The sequence below is a fragment of the Curtobacterium sp. C1 genome (genome assembly GCF_021049325.1).
GTDB lineage: Bacteria > Actinomycetota > Actinomycetes > Actinomycetales > Microbacteriaceae > Curtobacterium > Curtobacterium citreum.
The window spans coordinates 2,337,476-2,356,658 of record NZ_CP088076.1 but is presented as its reverse complement, the minus strand read 5'-3'; the positions used below and the strand labels follow the sequence as shown (position 1 = coordinate 2,356,658).

At 72.5% G+C, this 19,183-nt stretch carries 14 protein-coding genes, 1 tRNA gene and 1 other RNA gene; 12 read left to right on the top strand and 4 right to left on the bottom strand.

Annotation, left to right across the window (positions count from 1 at the left end):
• Positions 1–5 precede the first annotated feature (5 nt).
• On the top strand, positions 6–560 hold the full coding sequence (locus LQK89_RS11250) for a substrate-binding domain-containing protein (RefSeq protein WP_231049143.1): 555 nt from the start codon (positions 6–8) through the stop codon (positions 558–560).
• 32 nt (positions 561–592) lie between these two features.
• Here the strand turns inward: LQK89_RS11250 and LQK89_RS11245 are convergent, their stop codons facing one another.
• Positions 593–1,171 carry a TetR/AcrR family transcriptional regulator gene (locus tag LQK89_RS11245; RefSeq protein WP_174777944.1) on the bottom strand — a complete coding sequence of 193 codons (579 nt, stop codon included), beginning with the start codon at positions 1,169–1,171 and terminating at the stop codon, positions 593–595.
• Positions 1,172–1,470: 299 nt separating this feature from the next.
• Here LQK89_RS11245 and LQK89_RS11240 point away from each other — a divergent pair, with 299 nt between their 5' ends.
• Both LQK89_RS11240 and LQK89_RS11235 read left to right on the top strand, forming a co-directional pair.
• Positions 1,471–2,727 carry a multidrug effflux MFS transporter gene (locus LQK89_RS11240; protein WP_144804330.1) on the top strand — a complete coding sequence of 419 codons (1,257 nt, stop codon included), beginning with the start codon at positions 1,471–1,473 and terminating at the stop codon, positions 2,725–2,727.
• A gap of 58 nt (positions 2,728–2,785) precedes the next feature.
• Positions 2,786–4,804: a helicase HerA-like domain-containing protein gene (locus tag LQK89_RS11235; RefSeq protein ID WP_231049142.1), complete on the top strand. Its 2,019-nt coding sequence runs from the start codon at positions 2,786–2,788 to the stop codon at positions 4,802–4,804.
• Positions 4,805–4,898: 94 nt separating this feature from the next.
• Here the strand turns inward: LQK89_RS11235 and LQK89_RS11230 are convergent, their stop codons facing one another.
• Together LQK89_RS11230 and LQK89_RS11225 are read right to left on the bottom strand one after the other, a co-directional pair.
• Positions 4,899–5,543 (bottom strand): hypothetical protein, encoded by a 645-nt coding sequence (locus LQK89_RS11230; RefSeq protein ID WP_231049141.1) that lies wholly within the window; start codon positions 5,541–5,543, stop codon positions 4,899–4,901.
• Between the two features lie 316 nt (positions 5,544–5,859).
• A tRNA-Ser gene (locus LQK89_RS11225) sits at positions 5,860–5,947 on the bottom strand.
• Positions 5,948–6,069: 122 nt separating this feature from the next.
• Here LQK89_RS11225 and pta point away from each other — a divergent pair.
• Together pta and LQK89_RS11215 are read left to right on the top strand one after the other, a co-directional pair.
• Positions 6,070–8,178 carry a phosphate acetyltransferase gene (gene pta / locus LQK89_RS11220; RefSeq protein ID WP_174777948.1) on the top strand — a complete coding sequence of 703 codons (2,109 nt, stop codon included), beginning with the start codon at positions 6,070–6,072 and terminating at the stop codon, positions 8,176–8,178.
• A gap of 52 nt (positions 8,179–8,230) precedes the next feature.
• The gene (locus LQK89_RS11215; RefSeq protein WP_231049140.1) at positions 8,231–9,427 is read left to right on the top strand and encodes an acetate/propionate family kinase; all 1,197 of its coding nucleotides are present in this window, start codon (positions 8,231–8,233) and stop codon (positions 9,425–9,427) included.
• Between the two features lie 119 nt (positions 9,428–9,546).
• Here the strand turns inward: LQK89_RS11215 and LQK89_RS11210 are convergent, their stop codons facing one another.
• The gene (locus tag LQK89_RS11210; protein ID WP_174777949.1) at positions 9,547–10,221 is read right to left on the bottom strand and encodes an NAD(P)H-binding protein; all 675 of its coding nucleotides are present in this window, start codon (positions 10,219–10,221) and stop codon (positions 9,547–9,549) included.
• 36 nt (positions 10,222–10,257) lie between these two features.
• Here LQK89_RS11210 and ffs point away from each other — a divergent pair.
• The 7 genes from ffs (at position 10,258) to LQK89_RS11175 (ending at position 19,120) form a co-directional block, all read left to right on the top strand.
• Positions 10,258–10,354: signal recognition particle sRNA small type (ffs, locus tag LQK89_RS11205), an RNA gene on the top strand.
• Between the two features lie 84 nt (positions 10,355–10,438).
• On the top strand, positions 10,439–13,207 hold the full coding sequence (locus LQK89_RS11200; RefSeq protein ID WP_231049139.1) for a DNA polymerase III subunit gamma and tau: 2,769 nt from the start codon (positions 10,439–10,441) through the stop codon (positions 13,205–13,207).
• Positions 13,207–13,806, top strand: a complete 600-nt coding sequence (gene recR, locus LQK89_RS11195; protein WP_231049138.1) for a recombination mediator RecR — start codon at positions 13,207–13,209, stop codon at positions 13,804–13,806. The genes LQK89_RS11200 and recR overlap by 1 nt, the downstream gene beginning before the upstream one ends.
• A 166-nt stretch (positions 13,807–13,972) precedes the next feature.
• Positions 13,973–15,238 (top strand): aspartate kinase, encoded by a 1,266-nt coding sequence (locus LQK89_RS11190; RefSeq protein ID WP_058743290.1) that lies wholly within the window; start codon positions 13,973–13,975, stop codon positions 15,236–15,238.
• Positions 15,239–15,269: 31 nt separating this feature from the next.
• A complete protein-coding gene (locus LQK89_RS11185) occupies positions 15,270–16,319 on the top strand; it encodes an aspartate-semialdehyde dehydrogenase (RefSeq protein WP_231049137.1) in 1,050 nt (349 codons plus the stop codon).
• A gap of 113 nt (positions 16,320–16,432) precedes the next feature.
• Entirely contained in the window at positions 16,433–17,920 is a 1,488-nt protein-coding gene (locus LQK89_RS11180) for a malate:quinone oxidoreductase (RefSeq protein ID WP_269145895.1), read from the top strand.
• A gap of 51 nt (positions 17,921–17,971) precedes the next feature.
• Positions 17,972–19,120: an Rv2578c family radical SAM protein gene (locus LQK89_RS11175; RefSeq protein ID WP_058743294.1), complete on the top strand. Its 1,149-nt coding sequence runs from the start codon at positions 17,972–17,974 to the stop codon at positions 19,118–19,120.
• Positions 19,121–19,183 lie beyond the last annotated feature (63 nt).

Here is a 19,183-nt window from a genome sequence, read left to right as displayed (position 1 = left end):
CGCTCGTGCGCATCGGGGTCGGGGCCGTCGTGGCGGTCGTGGTGGGGGCGGCCCTCGTCGCCCTGACCGGTTGCCAGGGACCCACGACCGCGGCGCCGACGCCCGTGCAGAGCTCGGACCTGACCAGCTCGGACGGCGGCTTCGACCGGCACGCCGTGGTCGGGGTGGTCCTTCCCGCCGCGGACGGCTCGCTCGGCACGGCTCTGGGCGACCGGCTCGACGCGGCGGGGTTCCGGTCGGACGTCCGGGTGGCGCCCGAGCAGGACGGCGCGGCGGCCCAGCGCGAAGCGGTCGACGCGCTCGTCCGGGGCGGCGCGAAGGCGGTGCTCGTCCGCGCGGTCGACGCCTCGGCCCTGGCCGGAGTGCTCCAGACCGCGCACGACGCAGGCGTGGTCGTGGTGTCCCTCGGCGGTTCCCTGCCCGCGAGCGGGACCGGGGGCGACGGGGTGTCCGCCGACTACCGGGTGCCCGGCGACGACGACGCGGACGCGCTCGTCGACACCACGGTCGACGTGGTGCGGTCGCTGCAGCGCGGCGAGAAGCCGACGGTCAGCGACTGACGGTCAGCGACCGACGACCGGGACCGTGGTGGTCAGTGCCACCAGGACGGGAACGACAGCGTGATCGTCTCGACGAGCGACCTCCGCGACCGCCGGGGCCCGGCGAGCCAGGCCTCGATCGCGCCGACGAACCCCTGCGCGACGAACCCGGCCGCGACGTCGTCGAGCATGGTCGGGCGCTCGGTGGGGAGCTCGCGGATGTGCTGCGCGCTCGAGACGGTGAAGTGCTCGACGAGGAGCCGGTGGAGCGAGGCGTCCTCGGTGTCCGGCAGCCCCTTCGCGTAGATGTCCCGGTGGGACACCACGTGCTCGACGACCGCGTCGATCCCGCGACGGGTGATCGCCGCGAGCTCGTCGGCACTCGCACCACGGGCGGCAGCCGTCCGACGGGCCTCGGCGTCGTCCTCGCGGATGCGGTCGAGCTCGGGCGTGAGCACGTCGGCGAGCAGCGACCCCGGGGAGACCGCGTGCGAGTAGAAGGTCGCACGGTTGATCCCGGCCGCGCGCGTGACGTCGGCGACGGTGATCGTGGACACGGGGCGGTCGGCGGCCAGCCGCAGGATCGCCTCGCGCAGGGCTGCGGTGGTGTGCAGGATCCGTGCGTCGACCACGGTCCCACCCCCTTCTCGCCGAGTCCGGTGCCCGGTCCGACCGGGTGTCGACGAGCACGGTCGACGCTACCGTACGGCGACCGCCCGGACGGGACGGAGAGCGCGGTGTGACGCGACGGATGTGGTGCGGGAGGTTCCGGGAGCGCTCACGCAGCCCGTAGGATGGTTCCGTGGGCGAATCGATTCGATTCGACTCGGCCGGGTCCGCCCGGTGCGACCCCGCTCTCCCGGCGCCGGGCAACCACGGCGCCCGTGATCACCTCCCTCTCCCGTCTCTCCTGTCGAAGGACCGCTCGCTCGTGACCGCGCCCGCCACCACTGGTTCGCTCCGCGTCGTGCTCCACCCCGGTGACTCGCTCACCCGGGGGCAGCGCCTCGTCTACGTCTTCGTGCTCGGCGCGCTCACCGCGCTCGGGCCGTTCACCATCGACCTCTACCTGCCGGCGTTCCCGTCGCTCAAGGAGCAGTTCGGGGTCTCCGACGGCGCCGTGCAGCTCACGCTCACGGCGACGACGCTCGGGTTCGCGGTCGGTCAGCTGCTGGTCGGCCCGTGGAGCGACAAGGTCGGTCGTCGCCTGCCGCTCATCATCGCCACCACGGTGCACATCGCGGCGTCCATCGGAGCGGCCACCGCGCCGGACATCGAGCTGCTGGCCGTGTTCCGCGTCCTGCAGGGCATGGGTGCCGCGGCGGGTGGTGTCGTCGCGATGGCCACCGTCCGCGACCTGTTCGGCGGCAAGCCCCTCGTGCGCATGCTGTCTCGCCTGGCGATGGTGAACGGCCTCGCACCGATCCTCGCGCCGCTCATCGGCTCGCAGATGCTCCGCTTCACCAGCTGGCGCGGCATCTTCGTGTTCCTCGCCTGCTACGGCCTGGCCGTCGTGATCGCGTCGATCCTGCTCATCGTCGAGACGCTGCCGAAGGAGCGCCGGCACGAGGCCGGCCACTCCACCGTCGGCCAGCGGTACAAGGCGCTGTTCTCCGACCGGATCTTCGTGGGCGTCGCGCTCATCGGAGCGATGGTGTTCAGCGGCCTGTTCTCGTACCTGAGTTCGTCGCCGTTCCTGTTCCAGGGCGTCTACGGGCTCAACGCGCAGCAGTACGGACTGCTCTTCGCGGTGAACTCCATCGGCGTCGTCGTCGGCGTGCAGATCTCCTCGCGGATCGCGCAGCGTGTCGGCCCGCAGTGGATCCTCGCCTGCTCGACCGCGACCCTGTTCCTGGCGTCGGTCGCGATCATCGTGCTCGACGCGCTCGGTGCCGGACTGGTCGGCGTGCTCGTGCCGCTCTGGTTCTTCATCGCGGCGTGCGGCTTCTCGTTCCCGCTCGTCCAGGTCATCGGCCTCGCCGCGCACGGCAAGGAGGCCGGCACCGCCGCCTCGCTCCTCGGCGCCCTGAACTTCGGTGTCGCCGGGCTCATCTCGCCGATCGTCGGCTGGCTCGGCATCGAGACCGCGGCGCCGATGGCGGCCGTGATGGCGTGCACGGCGGCGGTGGCGATCGTCCTGCTCTGGGCCGTGGTCCGTCCCCGCACGGTCCCCGCCCTCACGCACTAGTCACTCCCCGTCGTCGTGCGGCCGGACCGGCGTCGGTCCGCGTCCGTACGCTGTGGCCATGAGCGACGACGCGGTGGAGCAGGCGAGGGCAGCGGCGGCGGCGGCGCAGGCCGCCGCCGAGGAGGCGCGTCGGCTCGCCGACGAGGCCGCACAGCGGGCCGAGGAGCTCGCCGCAGCGCTGAGCCGGACCGCGGCAGCGGCGCTCGCCGAGCCGGCAGCGGCGACTGCCGAGCCGACCACCGCGCCGTCGGGCCCGGCCGCCCCGGTAGCCGAGCCGACGGCGAGCACGGGCACCGAGCCTCCCGTCCGGCCCGACACCCGACCCGGCGACCAGGCGAGCCCGCCGCCCACCGCGCCACCCGCCGGACCGCTCGGCACGGACGCCGTGGCGGCCGTCCGTGCCGGGTACGCCGTCGGCGGCACCGCCCTCGAACTCGGCGCGCTCGTCAACGGCGAGGCGCTGCCGGACGTCCAGGTGCGCATCCCGCTCGGCATGCTCAACCGGCACGGGCTCGTCGCGGGTGCCACCGGCACGGGCAAGACCCGCACCCTGCAGCTCCTCGCCGAGCAGATCGCCGCGGCTGGTGTGCCGGTGTTCGCGGCGGACGTCAAGGGCGACCTGTCCGGCCTGGCGACCCCCGGCCAGCCGAACGACAAGCTGCTCGCGCGCACGGCGGGCATCGGTCAGCAGTGGCAGGGTGTCGGCAGCCAGGCCGAGTTCTACGCCCTCGGCGGCGTCGGCACGGGCGTCCCGGTCCGGGCGACGGTGTCCGGGTTCGGGCCGCTGCTGCTCGCGAAGGTGCTCGGTCTCAACGAGACGCAGGAGTCGTCGCTCGGGCTCGTCTTCCACTACGCCGAGCAGGCCGGGCTGCCGCTCGTCGACCTGTCCGACCTGCGGAGCGTCCTGACCTACCTGACGAGCGACGCGGGCAAGGGCGAGCTCGCGGACCTCGGTGGCCTGTCGAAGCAGACGGTGGGGGTCATCCTGCGGGAGCTCGTCACGTTCGCCGACCAGGGCGCAGAAGCGTTCTTCGGGGAGCCGGAGATCGACACCGCCGAGTTCCTCCGGACGGCCCCGGACGGCCGCGGGATCGTGAGCCTGCTCGAGGTCCCCGGCGTGCAGGACCAGCCGCAGCTGTTCTCGACGTTCCTGATGTGGATGCTCGCGGACCTGTTCAACGAGCTGCCCGAGGTCGGCGACCAGGACAAGCCGAAGCTCGTGTTCTTCCTCGACGAGGCGCACCTGCTGTTCACGGGTGCGTCGAAGGACTTCACCGAGCAGGTCGTCCGCACCGTCCGGCTGATCCGTTCGAAGGGCGTCGGCGTGTTCTTCGTCACGCAGACGCCGAAGGACGTCCCGAACGACGTACTCGCGCAGCTGGGGTCGCGCATCCAGCACCAGCTCCGCGCGCACACGCCCGACGACGCGAAGGCTCTCCGCGCCACGGTGTCGACCTACCCGACGAGCGAGTACGACCTCGGCGAGGTCCTGACCTCGCTGGCGACGGGTGAGGCGATCGTGACCGTGATGAACGAGCGTGGTGCGCCCACGCCGGTCGCGTGGACGCGCCTGCGCGCGCCGCAGGGTTCCATGGAGCCCCTGCCGGGGGCCGACCTGGAGGCCCGGGTCACCTCGTCCCCGCTCCTCGCCCGGTACGGCACCCGCGTCGACCCCGACTCGGCGCACGAGATCCTCGCGCGCCGGATGGAGGCCGCGGCCGCCGAGGCCGCCGCCGCTGAGGCGGCGGAGCACGCCGCGTCCGCGCAGGCCGAGGCCGAGAAGGAGGCGGCGCGGGCCGCCGCGGCAGCCGCGAAGGAGGCGGCGGCACGGGCGAAGCAGGACGAGCGGGAGCGTCGGACCGCGCAGCAGGAGTACGAGCGCACGCAGCGGGAGTTCGAGCGCGCGGAGCGGGCGGCCGAGTCGCGGCGGAGCGGGCGTTCGTCACGGTCGTCGCGGACGTCGACCTCGCGGCGGTCGGGGGACCCGCTGTCGGACCTGCTCGGTCCGGGGCTCGGCGGGACCATCGCCAAGGAGGTCGTGAAGGGGATCTTCTCGACCCTGCGACGCCGGCGCTGAGGGACGGCGCGGCCGGTCGGCGAGCATCGGCGACGCGGACGGTCAGCGAGCTCGGGTGGCGCGGACGGTCAGCGTGCTCGGGCGGCGCGGTCGGTCAGCGTGCGAGGAGTCCGATCGTCTCGACGGCGAGTACCCCGACGACGAGAGCGGCCGCTGCGCCACCCGCGACCGCGATGCCGGCACGACGCTCGTACCAGGCGCGGCTCGACGGCCAGCGGCGGGCGACCTCGCGCGCCGGCAGGACGCGGCCTTCGCGGTCCACCCGGACGTCGAGCACGTCGACCACTCGCTCGAGCGCCGCGTCGCCCCAGACGTCGCCGCGCATGCGGAACAGGTGCTCGCCGTCGGCGTCGAACGCCAGGAGCGTCCGGACCGGGCGGTCGGCCGTCCCGCGCTGGGTCGTGACGAGGACGAGGTGGTGCACCCGGGCCCGCGGGATGCGTCGGTTCGCGGTGACCACGCCGTGCAGCACGACGTCGTCCTCGTCGATCCCGAGGAACGCCGAGCCGAGCCGCACGAACAGCACGCCGGCCAGGACGGCGAGGAGCAGGACGAAGCCGGCCACGAGCGACCACCAGCGCATCGGGAGGGTGACCCAGACGAGCGCGACGACGAGTGGGACGGCGGAGCAGACGACGCTCAGGGCGGTGGAGCGGACCAGTGCGCGACGGGGCCGGAGCACCGTGTCGAACACCGGCGCGCGCAGTCGTCCCGTCGCCGGTACCGTCGCGTCCCCCACGTGGGTCTCCTCGCCCTCGGGTGCGCGGGCAGCGTCGACCGCACGCCCGTCGAGCGACGCCCCTGCCGCCCGGTTGCACCGTGTCCGACCCGTCCCGGGGTCGTCCGTGAGCACAGACTAGGGCCTCGGCGGGGCCGGAGGACAGTGCGTTCCACTGCGTAGCGGCGTGTTCCGGCCACCTCGTTGCGGACGGGGGGCACGATGGTCGGCCTGACGGGGGACACGGGCGTCGACGGGCGCCACCGGAACGACGAAGGGCACCCGCTCGGCGGGTGCCCTTCGCGCTCCTGACAGGTACGGACCTGGTCGGAGCTGCTGGCGGAGAATGGGGGATTCGAACCCCCGAGGGCTTGCACCCAACACGCTTTCCAAGCGTGCGCCATAGGCCACTAGGCGAATTCTCCAGGCGACATCTCGCGATGACGACACCCCATGGTACAGGTTCCCGAGGGTGTGGATGACCACGAGCCTCCACAGCCCCGCCGGCTCCCAGAGGGCCCGTCGAGCGCGCGACTACCCTGGAGGTGTGTCGACCCGCATCTACATCACGTCAGCAGAGGGGCACACCGGCAAGAGCACCGTGGCCCTCGGTGTCCTCGAGACCCTCGCCCGATCCGTCGGTCGCGTCGGCGTGTTCCGACCCGTCGCCCGGTCGGTCGCCGAGCCCGACTACGTGCTCGAGCTGCTCCTGCAGCACACCGCCGTCGGGCTCTCCTACGACGAGGCCGTCGGCGTCACCTACGACGACGTCCACGCGGACCCCGAGGCCGCGCTCGGCACGATCCTGTCCCGCTTCGCGCAGGTCGAGCGGCAGTGCGACGCGGTCGTGGTCCTCGGGTCCGACTACACCGACGTGGGCAGCCCGACGGAGCTGTCCTTCAACGCGAAGGTCGCGGCGAACCTCGGGGCGCCCGTGCTGCTCGTGCTCGGCGGCCGCGACTCCGCCGAGCGGGGGGCGCGCACGGCCGAGGCGATGGCGCAGGTCGCCGACGTCACGACGAGCGAGCTCCGCGCGGCACACGCCCAGCTCCTCGGCGTGGTGGTGAACCGTGCCGACCCGGACGCGCTCGCGGCGATCGTCGCGAGCGTCGAGCACGCGGTGCGCGACGACCACCCGGACACGCCCGTCTGGGCCATCCCCGAGGACCGCGTGCTCGTCGCACCGACCGTCCGGGCCCTGCTGCAGGCGACCGGCGCGACGCTCGTCCGCGGGGACGAGGCACTGCTCGACCGCGAGGCCCTGGGCACCGTCGTCGCCGGCATGAGCATGGAGAACGTGCTGCCCCGGCTCATCGAGGGCGGGATCGTGGTCGTGCCGGGGGACCGCAGCGACGTGCTGCTCGCCACGGTGCTCGCGAACCAGTCCGAGACCTTCCCGAGCCTGGCCGGTGTCATCCTGAACGGCGGGTTCGAGACCTCGCCGCAGATCACCCGCCTGCTCGAGGGCCTGTCGAGCTCGCTGCCGATCGCCCGGAACGACCTCGGCACGTACGACACCGCGCTCCGGATCACCCACACCCGCGGGCGGCTCGCGGCGGACTCACCGCGGAAGGCCGACCTCGCGCTCGCGCTCTTCGAGCAGCACGTCGACGCCGACGCCCTGCGCGACCGGCTGCAGCTCACGCCGTCCGGCGTCGTGACGCCGCTCATGTTCGAGCACGGCCTGCTCGACCGGGCCCGCGGCTACGGCAAGCGGATCGTCCTGCCCGAGGGCGACGACGACCGCATCCTGCACGCCGCGTCCACGCTGCTGCAGCGTCAGGTCTGCTCACTGACGATCCTCGGCGAACCCGCCGCGATCCGTGCCCGCGCGACCGAGCTCGGGCTCGACCTCGAGGGTGCGCAGCTCATCAGTCCGTTCGACCCCGAGCTCCGCGAGCGCTTCGCCGAGGAGTACACCCGGCTGCGGGCGCACAAGGGCATGTCGATCGAGCTCGCCCGCGACACCGTCACGGACGTCTCGTACTTCGGCACGCTCATGGTGCAGCTCGGGTTGGCCGACGGCATGGTGTCCGGCGCGAAGCACACCACGGCGCACACCATCCGGCCGTCCTTCGAGATCATCAAGACCCGGCCGGACACGTCGATCGTGTCGAGCGTCTTCCTCATGGCGCTGGCCGACCGCGTGCTCGTGTACGGCGACTGCGCGGTGATCCCGGACCCGACGAGCGAGCAGCTCGCCGACATCGCGATCTCGTCGGCCGAGACCGCGGCGCAGTTCGGGATCGACCCGCGCGTGGCGATGCTCAGCTACTCGACCGGGGACAGCGGCACCGGGGCGGACGTCGACAAGGTCCGCGCGGGAACCGCCTTCGTGCGGGAGCGTCGCCCGGACCTGCTCGTCGAGGGCCCCATCCAGTACGACGCCGCCGCCGACCCGACCGTCGCGAGCACGAAGATGCCGGACTCGCCGGTCGCCGGCCGGGCGACGGTGTTCGTCTTCCCGGACCTGAACACCGGCAACAACACCTACAAGGCCGTGCAGCGGTCGGCGGGTGCCGTGGCCATCGGTCCGGTGCTCCAGGGCCTGCGCAAGCCGATCAACGACCTGTCGCGGGGCGCCCTCGTCGGCGACATCGTGAACACCGTCGCGATCACCGCGATCCAGGCCGGTACCGCGACCGACGCGGCCTGACCGACCGACCCGCACCGCGCCTCCAGTCCGTCCCGAGAAAGGCACCACCCCAGTGACCGCAGCCCTCGTCGTGAACTCCGGTTCGAGTTCGTTCAAGTACCAGCTCATCGAGCTCGAGGACGAGCGCACGCTCGCCTCCGGGCTGGTGGAGCGCATCGGCGAGTCCGCCGGCGCGTGGAAGCACACGAACGCGGTGACGGGGGAGTCGTCCTCGAACGACGCCGCCGACGTCCCGGACCACGCGGCGGGCTTCCAGGCCATGCTCGACGCGTTCGCAAAGGTCGGACCCTCGTTCGACGAGCACCCGCCGGCGGTCGTCGGCCACCGCGTGGTGCACGGCGGGACCACGTTCGACCGGGCGACGGTCGTGACGGACGAGGTCGAGGAGCAGATCGAGGCGCTGAACAGCCTCGCGCCGCTGCACAACCCGGCGAACCTCGAGGGGATCCGGGCCGCGAAGCAGGTCTTCGCCGACGTCCCGCACGTCGCCGTGTTCGACACCGCGTTCCACCAGACGATGCCGCCGCACGCGTACACGTACGCGATCCCGGCCGACCTCGCCGAGAAGCACCAGGTCCGGCGCTACGGCATGCACGGCACGAGCCACAAGTACGTCTCCGAGCAGGCCGCCGCGTTCCTCGACCGCCCGCTGTCCGAGTTGAAGACCATCGTGCTGCACCTCGGCAACGGGGCCTCGGCCGCGGCGATCGACGGCGGCCGCTCGATCGAGACCTCGATGGGCCTGACCCCGCTCGAGGGCCTGGTGATGGGGACCCGCTCCGGCGACCTCGACCCCGCCGTCCTGCTGCACCTGCACCGCGAGGCCGGACTCGACTTCGACGAGCTCGACACGATGCTCAACAAGCAGTCGGGCCTGCTCGGGCTCACCGGCAACGGGGACATGCGGGACGTGCAGGACGCGGCGTCGCGCGGCGACGAGACCGCCGAGGCGGCGCTCGCCGTGTACCGGCACCGGATCCGCCGGTACGTGGGGGCCTACACGGCGCAGCTCGGTGGGCTGGACGCCGTGGTCTTCACCGCGGGCGTCGGGGAGAACAACGCGCTGCTGCGCCGGCGCGTGCTCGCGGGGCTCGAGCACCTGGGCATCGAGGTCGACGCGGACCGGAACGAGTTGGTCTCACGGGAGGCACGGCGCATCTCCACGGACACGTCGCGTGTCGCGGTGCTCGTCATCCCGACGAACGAGGAGCTCGAGATCGCCCGGCAGTCGGCTGCGGTCGCGCTGTAGCTCGCGGCGGTCGCGCGCGAGACGCCCCCGAACGCGCGAGACGCCTCCGGATCCGGGGGCGTCTCGGCGGTTCAGGGGCGTCGAAGCAGCGCGGGGGCGTCTCGTTCGTGCGGATCGGGTCAGCCGAGGGCGTGCAGGGCGGCGGGGATCGGTGTGTTGCCGCTCGTCACCTCGAACTGCACGCCGACCGCAGAGTCGTCGAGGAGCGCGTGCAGCACGACCGCGGCGACGTCCGCACGGGGGATCGACCCGCGCGGCACCGTGCGCCCGACGGCGATCGTGCCCTGCGGCGGTGTGTCGAGGAGCGCACCCGGACGGACGATCGTCCAGCGCAGGTTCCGCGCGCGGATGTTCGCGTCCGCCTCGGACTTCGCGCGCAGGTACACCTGGAAGACGTCGTCCTCGGAGCGGGCGGGCACGACCGCGCGCTCCGGGTCGTACGAGTCGGCCGCCATCGCCGAGATCATCACGTAGCGGTCGATGCCCATCCGCTCGGCGGCGTCGGCCAGGAGCAGTGCTGCGTCCCGGTCGACGGTCTCCTTCCGCTCCGCACCGCTGTTCGGGCCGGCACCGGCCGCGAACACCACCGCGTCGACCCCGCGCAGGCGCAGGGCGAGTTCGTCGTCGTCGACCTGCTCCAGGTCCACGACCAGCGCGGTGGCACCCTGCTGCTCCACGTCGGCGCGGTGCGCGGGGTTCCTGATGACGGCGACGGCGTCGTGGCCGGCGTCGGTGACGAGGCGGGCGAGGAGCAGGGCGATCTGTCCGTGTCCTCCGGCGATGGCGATCTTCATGTGTCCGATACTGCCCGTCGCGTCCGGTAGACTTCCGGAGGCTCCTCACGTGACGCCATCCAGGCCAACTCCCCCAGGGCGGAAACGCAGCAAGGGTAACCGGGCTCTGGCGGGTGCGTGAGGAGTCTTCTTCGTTCCCGGAGGGCTCTCGGACGGCCCCGTCCACAGCCTCGGTGCGACGGCTGGTGGTGTCGGCCGTCCCGGCTACCCTTGGTCCGTGGTCACCGCCCTGTATCGCCGTTACCGGCCCGAGAACTTCGCCGAGCTGATCGGGCAGTCGCAGGTCACCGACCCGCTGCGGACCGCGCTCCGGACGAACCGTGTCAACCACGCGTACCTGTTCAGCGGGCCACGCGGCTGCGGCAAGACGACCTCGGCCCGCATCCTCGCGCGCTGCCTCAACTGCGCCGAGGGCCCGACGGACACCCCGTGCGGTGTCTGCCCGAGCTGCGTCGAGCTCGCCCGCGGGGGCAGCGGTTCCCTCGACGTGATCGAGATCGACGCGGCGAGCCACAACGGTGTCGACGACGCCCGCGACCTGCGCGACCGCGCCGTCTTCGCGCCGGCGCGTGACCGCTTCAAGATCTTCATCCTGGACGAGGCGCACATGGTGACGCCGCAGGGCTTCAACGCGCTGCTCAAGCTGGTCGAGGAGCCCCCGGAGCACGTCAAGTTCATCTTCGCGACGACCGAGCCCGAGAAGGTCATCGGCACCATCCGGTCGCGGACCCACCACTACCCGTTCCGTCTCGTGCCGCCGGCCACGATGCTCGAGTACGTCGAGCAGCTCTGCGCGCAGGAGTCCGTGTCGGTCGCGCCGGGCGTCCTGCCCCTGGTGGTCCGGGCCGGTGGCGGATCGGTGCGTGACACCCTGTCGCTGCTCGACCAGCTCATGGCGGGGAGCGAGGACGGCGCCATCGCGTACGAGCGTGCCGTCGCCCTGCTCGGCTACACCGACGCGGCACTGCTCGACGACGTGGTCGACGCGCTCGCCGTCGCGGACCCGGCATCGGCGTTCGCGGCCATCGACCGCGTCGTGCAGACCGGTCAGGACCCGCGACGCTTCGTCGAGGACCTGCTCGAGCGGCTCCGTGACCTGATCGTCGTCGCCGCCACGAACGAGAGCGCGGCGGCGGTCCTGCGCGGCATCTCGCCCGAGGAACTCGACACCATGACCCGCCAGGCCGGGGTGTTCGGGGCAACGGCGCTGTCCCGGGCGGCGGACATCGCGAACCGCGCCCTGACGGACATGACCGGTGCGACCTCACCGCGGCTGCACCTCGAGCTGATGACGGCGCGCATGCTCGTGCCCGAGGCCGACGACACCCAGCGCGGGGCCCTCGCCCGTGTGGAGCGGCTCGAGCGCCGCGTCGGTGTCGGCGACGCGGGCGGACACCAGGGCGATCCGACGGCGGACGCGGCTCCTGCCGCTCCGACCCGGACGGCGCCGCCTGCCGCTCCGCAGCGCACTGCGGCTCCGAGGCCTGCGTCGACCGGTTCGCCTGCGTCGACCGCTGCGCCCGCGCAGTCGGCGGCTCCTGCAGCGAGCCCGCGCTCGACCGGTGAGCCGTCGTCCGGCAACGGGCCGGCCGCCCCCGGGGACGCCGTGCGTGACGCCGCCGCAGCGTGGGGAGCGGTCGCACCGAGCACCCCGCAGCCCGCGCAGCAGCCGCACGCCGAGCGCCCGTCGACGGATGTCCCGGCCGCCCCGTCCGCTCCGGCCGCTCCGTCCGGCACTGCCAACGCCTCGTCGACCGGGCAGGGCACGGCGGTCGGCGACGAGCCCGTGGTCCGTCCCATCGCGGCCGTGGGCTTCCAGCAGCTCCGCGACGCCTGGCCGCAGGTCGTCGAGCACGTGCAGAAGGCCCGTCGGTCGGCGTGGTCCGTGGTCGTCACGGCGCAGGTCACGGCCCTGCGTGAGGACGTGCTCACCCTGACGTTCCCGAGCCAGCAGGACGTGGCGTCCTTCAAGGAGATGTCCGATCCCGCGACGAGCGTCAGTGAGCTCCTCCGCTCGGCGATCATCGACGTCCTCGGACTCCGGGTGAAGTTCGTCGCCCGCGGGCCCGGGCAGCACCAGCAGCAGCAGCCGAACGGTCAGCAGCGGGCTCCGCAGCAGCAGCTCCCGCAGCAGCAGCAGGCCCCGCAGCAGGCGCAGCAGGCCCCGCAGCAGGCGGCGGCGCCGGAGCGTCGCGCCCCCGAACCGCAGCCCGGGCCCGAGGTCGCGGCGCCGCGGGCTCAGGCGCCGCAGGCTCCGGCGCAGCAGCAGGCGCCCCAGGCTCCCGCGGCACCGACTCCCGCACCGCAGCCCGCGGTGACACCGGCACCGGCGTCCAGCAGCCCGGTCACCGACTGGGCCGTCGCCACCATCCCGGCGACGGACCCGACGCCCGCACCCGCCGCCCCGGCCGGACGAGCGGAACCGAGCTGGTCGGCGCCCTTCGGCACGACGGACACCGGCGAGCCCGTCACCCCCGTCCCGGTCGTCGGCGACCCCGCCGCCGACGCAGCGCTCGCTGCGCAGCTGCGTCCGGCCTCGGCACTCGGCGGAGGCGCCTCCGCGACGCCGCGCCCGCGTGCCGAGTCCACCCCGGCCGCCGCACCGGCGGCAGCCGAGACGTCGGCGTCCGCACCCGCTGCGCCCGACACCACGGCGACCCGGTCCGACGTGCCCGTCGACGACTACCCCCTCGACGACGAGCCGTACGACGACGGCGCCCCGTTCCCCGACCCGGGCACCGGAGTGCCGGCCGCGGCGCCGACACCGCCCGCAGCGGCGTCCGGCCAGCAGCAGGGCGCTGCCCGACAGCAGGGCGCCGCCCAGCAGCAGGCCGCACCCCGACAGCAGGCCGCCCGGCCGCAGCCGACCACCACACCCCCGGCCCGTCGCGCCCCCGTCGCGGGACGCTACGGCGAGGCCGTCGTCCGTGAGATCCTCGGTGCCCAGTTCATCGAGGAGACCGCCCTGCACGAGGAAGGCGCCTGATGTACGACGGCATCGTCCAGGACCTGATCGACGAGTTCGGTCGCCTGCCCGGCATCGGCCCGAAGTCCGCGCAGCGGATCGCGTTCCACATCCTGCAGACCGAGTCGTTCGACCCGAGCCGCCTGGCGGAGCTCCTGGCCGACGTCAAGGAGAAGGTCCGCTTCTGCGAGGTCTGCGGCAACGTGACCGAGTCCGAGCGCTGCAGCATCTGCCGCGACCCCCGTCGTTCGCCGACCGTGATCTGTGTGGTGGAAGAGGCGAAGGACGTCGCCGCGATCGAACGGACGCGCGAGTTCCGCGGGCTCTACCACGTGCTCGGCGGTGCGATCAGCCCGATCGACGGTGTCGGTCCGGACGACCTGCGCATCCAGCAGCTCATGACGCGCCTGGCCGACGGCACCGTGGACGAGGTCATCATCGCGACCGACCCGAACCTCGAGGGCGAGGCGACGGCGACGTACCTGAGTCGTCTGCTCCTCCCGATGGGCATCCGGACGACGCGACTCGCGTCCGGTCTGCCCGTGGGCGGCGACCTGGAGTACGCCGACGAGGTCACACTCGGACGGGCCTTCGAGGGGCGTCGCCTGGTCGGCGGCTGAGCACGACGCCACCGGCCGGCACGCACCCGCCGCGCGGCTCCTCACGCCCAGCAGCACGCAGGATCCTTGCGTCCCACGCCGTTCCGACGCAACATCCGCGGAACACCCTCTACCATTGTCGAACCGCGTCACATCGCGGATCCGTCGTCCCCGGGAGTACCAAGCAGTGGCCTTGATCGTGCAGAAGTTCGGTGGATCGTCCGTCGCGGACGCCGAGAGCATCAAGCGCGTGGCGAAGCGGATCGTCCAGACGAAGAAGGCCGGCAACGACGTCGTCGTCGCGGTCTCGGCGATGGGCGACACCACCGACGAGCTCGTCGACCTCGCGCACTCGGTGACGCCCATCCCGGCTGGTCGTGAGCTCGACATGCTGCTCACGGCGGGGGAGCGCATCTCGATGGCCCTGCTCGCGATGGCGATCAAGAGCCTGGGCGTCGAAGCCTCGTCCTACACCGGTAGCCAGGCGGGCATGCTCACCGACGCCCAGCACGGCAAGGCCCGCATCGTCGACGTCACCCCGAAGCGCGTGCGCGAGGCGCTCGACGCCGGCCACGTCGCGATCGTCGCGGGCTTCCAGGGCTTCAACCGCACGACCGGCGAGATCACCACGCTCGGTCGCGGCGGCTCCGACACCACGGCCGTCGCCCTCGCCGCCGCGCTCGACGCCGACGTCTGCGAGATCTACACCGACGTCGACGGCATCTTCACCGCCGACCCGCGCGTGGTGCCGAAGGCCAAGAAGGTCGACCGGATCACGAGCGAGGAGATGCTCGAGCTCGCGGCCTCCGGCGCCAAGGTCCTGTACATCCGTGCCGTCGAGTACGCCCGTCGGCACGGCGTCACCCTGCACGTCCGCTCCTCCTTCAGCAACGCCGAGGGAACCATCGTCTACAACCCTGCAGAGGGGGAAACCGTGGAAGAACCGATCATCACCGGGATCGCCGGAGACCTCTCCGAGGGCAAGATCACCGTCGTCGGCGTGCCCGACACCCCGGGCAAGGCCGCCGAGATCTTCACGATCGTCGCCCGTGCCGGCGCGAACATCGACATGATCGTGCAGAACGTGTCCGAGGCCGTCACCGGCCGCACGGACATCTCCTTCACGCTGCCGAAGGACCAGGGCCAGGGCGTGCTCACGGCGCTCGAGGTCGCGAAGGCCGACATCGGCTACGAGGGCATCCAGTACGACGACCAGATCGGCAAGCTCGCCCTCGTCGGTGCGGGCATGCGCACGAACGCCGGCGTCTCCGCCGCGCTCTTCCGCGCCCTGCACGAGGCGTCGATCAACATCGAGATGATCTCGACCTCGGAGATCCGCATCTCGGTCGTCACCCGTGCCGACACCCTGAACGAGGCGATGCGCGTCGTGCACGCGGCGTTCGGCCTCGACGCCGACCAGGAAGCCGTCGTCTACGCCGGCACGGGCCGCTGACCGCGGTCCCGCGAACGAGCAGGAGCACCACATGAGCACCACCGTCGCCGTCGTCGGCGCCACCGGTCAGGTCGGCGCCGTGATGCGTCGCCTCCTCGAGGAGCGCGCGTTCCCGGCCGACCGCGTCCGGTTCTTCGCGAGCGCCCGGTCCGCCGGCACCACGCTGCCGTTCCGCGGCGAGGAGATCGTCGTCGAGGACTCCGAGACCGCCGACCCGTCCGGCATCGACATCGCGCTGTTCTCGGCGGGTGCCACCGCCTCGCGCGCCCTCGCGCCGAAGTTCGCCGCTGCGGGAGCCGTCGTCGTCGACAACTCCAGCGCCTGGCGGATGGACCCGGACGTCCCGCTCGTGGTGAGCGAGGTGAACCCGCACGCCATCGACCAGGCGCCGAAGGGCATCATCGCGAACCCGAACTGCACGACGATGGCGATCATGCCCGTGCTCAAGGTCCTGGACACCGAGTCCGGTCTCCGCCGACTCGTGGCCACGACGTACCAGGCCGTGTCCGGGTCCGGGCTCGCCGGGGTCGAGGAACTGCTCGGCCAGGCCAAGGCCGCCCTGGAGCAGGACGCCGCTGCGCTGACCCACGACGGCTCGGCCGTGACCTTCCCGGAGCCGGTCAAGTACGTGCGTCCCATCGCGTTCGACGTCGTGCCGCTCGCCGGCTCGATCGTCGAGGACGGCGAGGGCGAGACCGACGAGGAGAAGAAGCTCCGCAACGAGAGCCGGAAGATCCTCGAGCTGCCCGACCTGCTCGTCGCCGGCACCTGCGTGCGCGTCCCGGTCTTCACCGGGCACTCGATCTCGGTGCACGCCGAGTTCGACCGTCCGCTCTCGCCCGAGCGCGCGACGGCGATCCTCGCCGAGGCGCCCGGCGTCGAGCTCGCCGACGTGCCGACGCCGCTGCAGGCCGCCGGGCAGGACCCGTCGTTCGTCGGCCGGATCCGGGCCGACCAGTCCGCGCCCGCCGGTCACGGCCTCGCGCTGTTCGTGAGCAACGACAACCTGCGGAAGGGCGCCGCGCTCAACGCGGTGCAGATCGCCGAGACGATCGTCGCCAGCCGCACCGTCGCCGTATAGCGGCCGGGGTAGGGACCAGAAGACGGACGGGAGGCACGTGGCGGGTCCGCCACGTGCCTCCCGTCCGTCTGTCGGTCGGCTCGCACCCGGCCGCACGCCGGTAGGATCGACGGGTGGCAGTGAAGCAGGTGGACCCCATCGACGTCGTCCTGGTCGGGGGAGGGATCATGAGCGCCACGCTCGGCGCGATCATCCACCGGCTCGAGCCCACGTGGCGCATCCGCGTGTACGAGCGGCTCGGATCGGTCGCGCAGGAGTCCTCGAACCCGTGGAACAACGCGGGCACCGGGCACTCGGCGCTCTGCGAGCTGAACTACACGCCCGAGCTGCCCGACGGACGGGTCGAGATCGCGAAGGCCGTCACTGTCAACGAGCAGTTCCAGGTGTCACGGCAGTTCTGGGCCCACCTCGTCGAGACCGGTGCGCTGCCGGAGCCCTCGAACTTCATCAACCCGACGCCGCACATCTCGTTCGTCTGGGGTGCTGACAACGTCGAGTACATGCGGAAGCGCTGGGAGGCGCTCAAGGACCACCCGCTCTTCGCGGGCATCGAGTTCTCGGACGACCCCGCGCAGATCCGGCAGTGGGCACCCGCGCTCATCCCGGGGCGCAAGAAGGACCAGCCGATCGCGGCGACGTACTCGGCCGCGGGCTCCGACGTCGACTTCGGGTCGCTGACGCGCCAGCTCTTCGACGAGCTCGAGATCGCCGGCGTCGAGTTCGAGCCGTCGCACCAGGTCCGGAAGATCACCCGCTCGACGGTGTCCGAGGGCTGGGTCCTCGACGTCCGCAACGAGATCGGTCGCTCCACGCAGCGCATCGCGGCGAAGTTCGTCTTCGTCGGCGCGGGCGGCGGAGCACTCCACCTGCTGCAGAAGTCCGGCATCCCGGAGATCCGGGGGTACGGCGGGTTCCCGGTGTCCGGCGAGTTCCTCCGGACCGACGAGCCCGAGGTCGTGCAGAAGCACGCGGCGAAGGTGTACGGCAAGGCGAGTGTCGGCGCTCCGCCGATGTCCGTCCCGCACCTCGACACCCGCATCGTCGACGGCAAGGCGTCGCTCATGTTCGGCCCGTACGCCGGGTTCAGCCCGAAGTTCCTCAAGCAGGGCTCCGTGCTCGACCTGTTCCGCTCGATCCGTCCGCACAACCTGCGTCCGATGCTCAGCGTCGCGTTCTCCAACTTCGACCTCGTCCGCTACCTCGTCGGGCAGCTGCTCGCGTCGAAGCAGACGAAGTTCGACGCCCTCCGCGAGTTCATGCCGACGGCCGAGCCGGACAACTGGCACCGGATCACCGCCGGGCAGCGTGTCCAGGTGATCAAGCCCGACCGCGAGAAGGGTGGCGTGCTGCAGTTCGGGACCGAGGTCATCACGTCGGCCGACGGGTCGATCGCGGGTCTGCTCGGTGCGAGCCCCGGGGCGTCCACCGCGGTGCCGATCATGCTGTCCATGCTGCAGCGGTGCTTCCCGGACCGCTGGGCAGGTTGGGAGCCGAGGGTGCGCGAGATGGTGCCGACGTACGGCACGGACCTCGGCTCCGACCCGGCGCTCGCGGACGAGACCCTCGCGCGGACCGCGAAGGTGCTCGGGCTGCACCACTGACCCGGGCTCGCCCGGCTTGACCGCCGTTCGAACGTGTGTTCGAATGGCGGCATGCGGTGGAGTGGACAGGCGATCGACGCGGAGCGGACCGACGCGCTCCCGGGGCTCGCGTCGAACAGCGGGCTCGTCCGGAGCGTCACGACGCCGGAGTTCGCGGGGGTCACCTTCCACGAGGTCCTGGCGAAGAGTGCCCTGAACCGTGTGCCCAGTGCCGACGGTGCCGGTACCTACGGCTGGACGATCAACCCGTACCGCGGGTGCAGCCACGCGTGCGTGTACTGCTTCGCCCGGCCGACGCACACCTACCTGGAGTTCGACGGGGGCGCGGACTTCGACCAGCAGATCGTCGTGAAGACCAACGTCGCCGACGTGCTCCGCCGCGAACTCCGCCGACCGAGCTGGCAGGGGCACCCGGTCGCCCTCGGCACGAACACCGACCCGTACCAGCGCGCCGAGGGCAAGTACCGGCTGATGCCGGGCGTGATCCGTGCCCTCGCCGAGTCCGGGACGCCGTTCAGCATCCTGACGAAGGGCACGCTGCTCCGACGCGACCTGCCTCTGCTGGCCGAGGCGGCACGGCAGGTACCGATCGACCTGGCGATGTCGATCGCGGTGTACGACGACGCGCTGCAGCAGCAGGTCGAGCCGGGCACCCCGACGACGGCGGCACGGTTGGCGACCGTCCGGGCGATCCGGGACGCGGGCCTCGACTGCTCGGTGTTCCTGATGCCCGTGCTGCCGTTCATCACCGACACCCGGGCACACCTCGACGACGCGATCGGGCGGGCGGCCGCGGCCGGTGCGACGAGCGTCATGTACTCGGCGTTGCACCTGCGGCCCGGGGTCAAGCCGTGGTGGTTCGCGTGGCTGCAGCAGACCCGCCCGGACCTGGTCGCGCGGTACCGGTCGATGTACCTCGACAACACGTACGCCCCGAAGGACTACCGCAGGTGGCTCGCGGAGCGGGTCCGTCCCATCCTGCGCGCCCACGGGGTCGCGGTCGGTCGGGTCGACCCGGCGACCGGCTCGATGGGGTTCCGCGACCGCGAGGAACGGCTGCGCACGATCCCGACAGGACCCACGGCCTCGCCGCTCGACGAGCAGTCGCGTCCGTCGGTGTCGCCGCTGCAGCGCGCGGACCCCGGCTGGGGGCATCGGACGGCCAGCGTCGGTGCGGCGTCCGGGCCGACCCTGTTCTGACGCGAGTGCGCTTCCGCGTTCGGGGGACACCGAGTGTCGGTGATCGGCGGTAACATCGGGCGG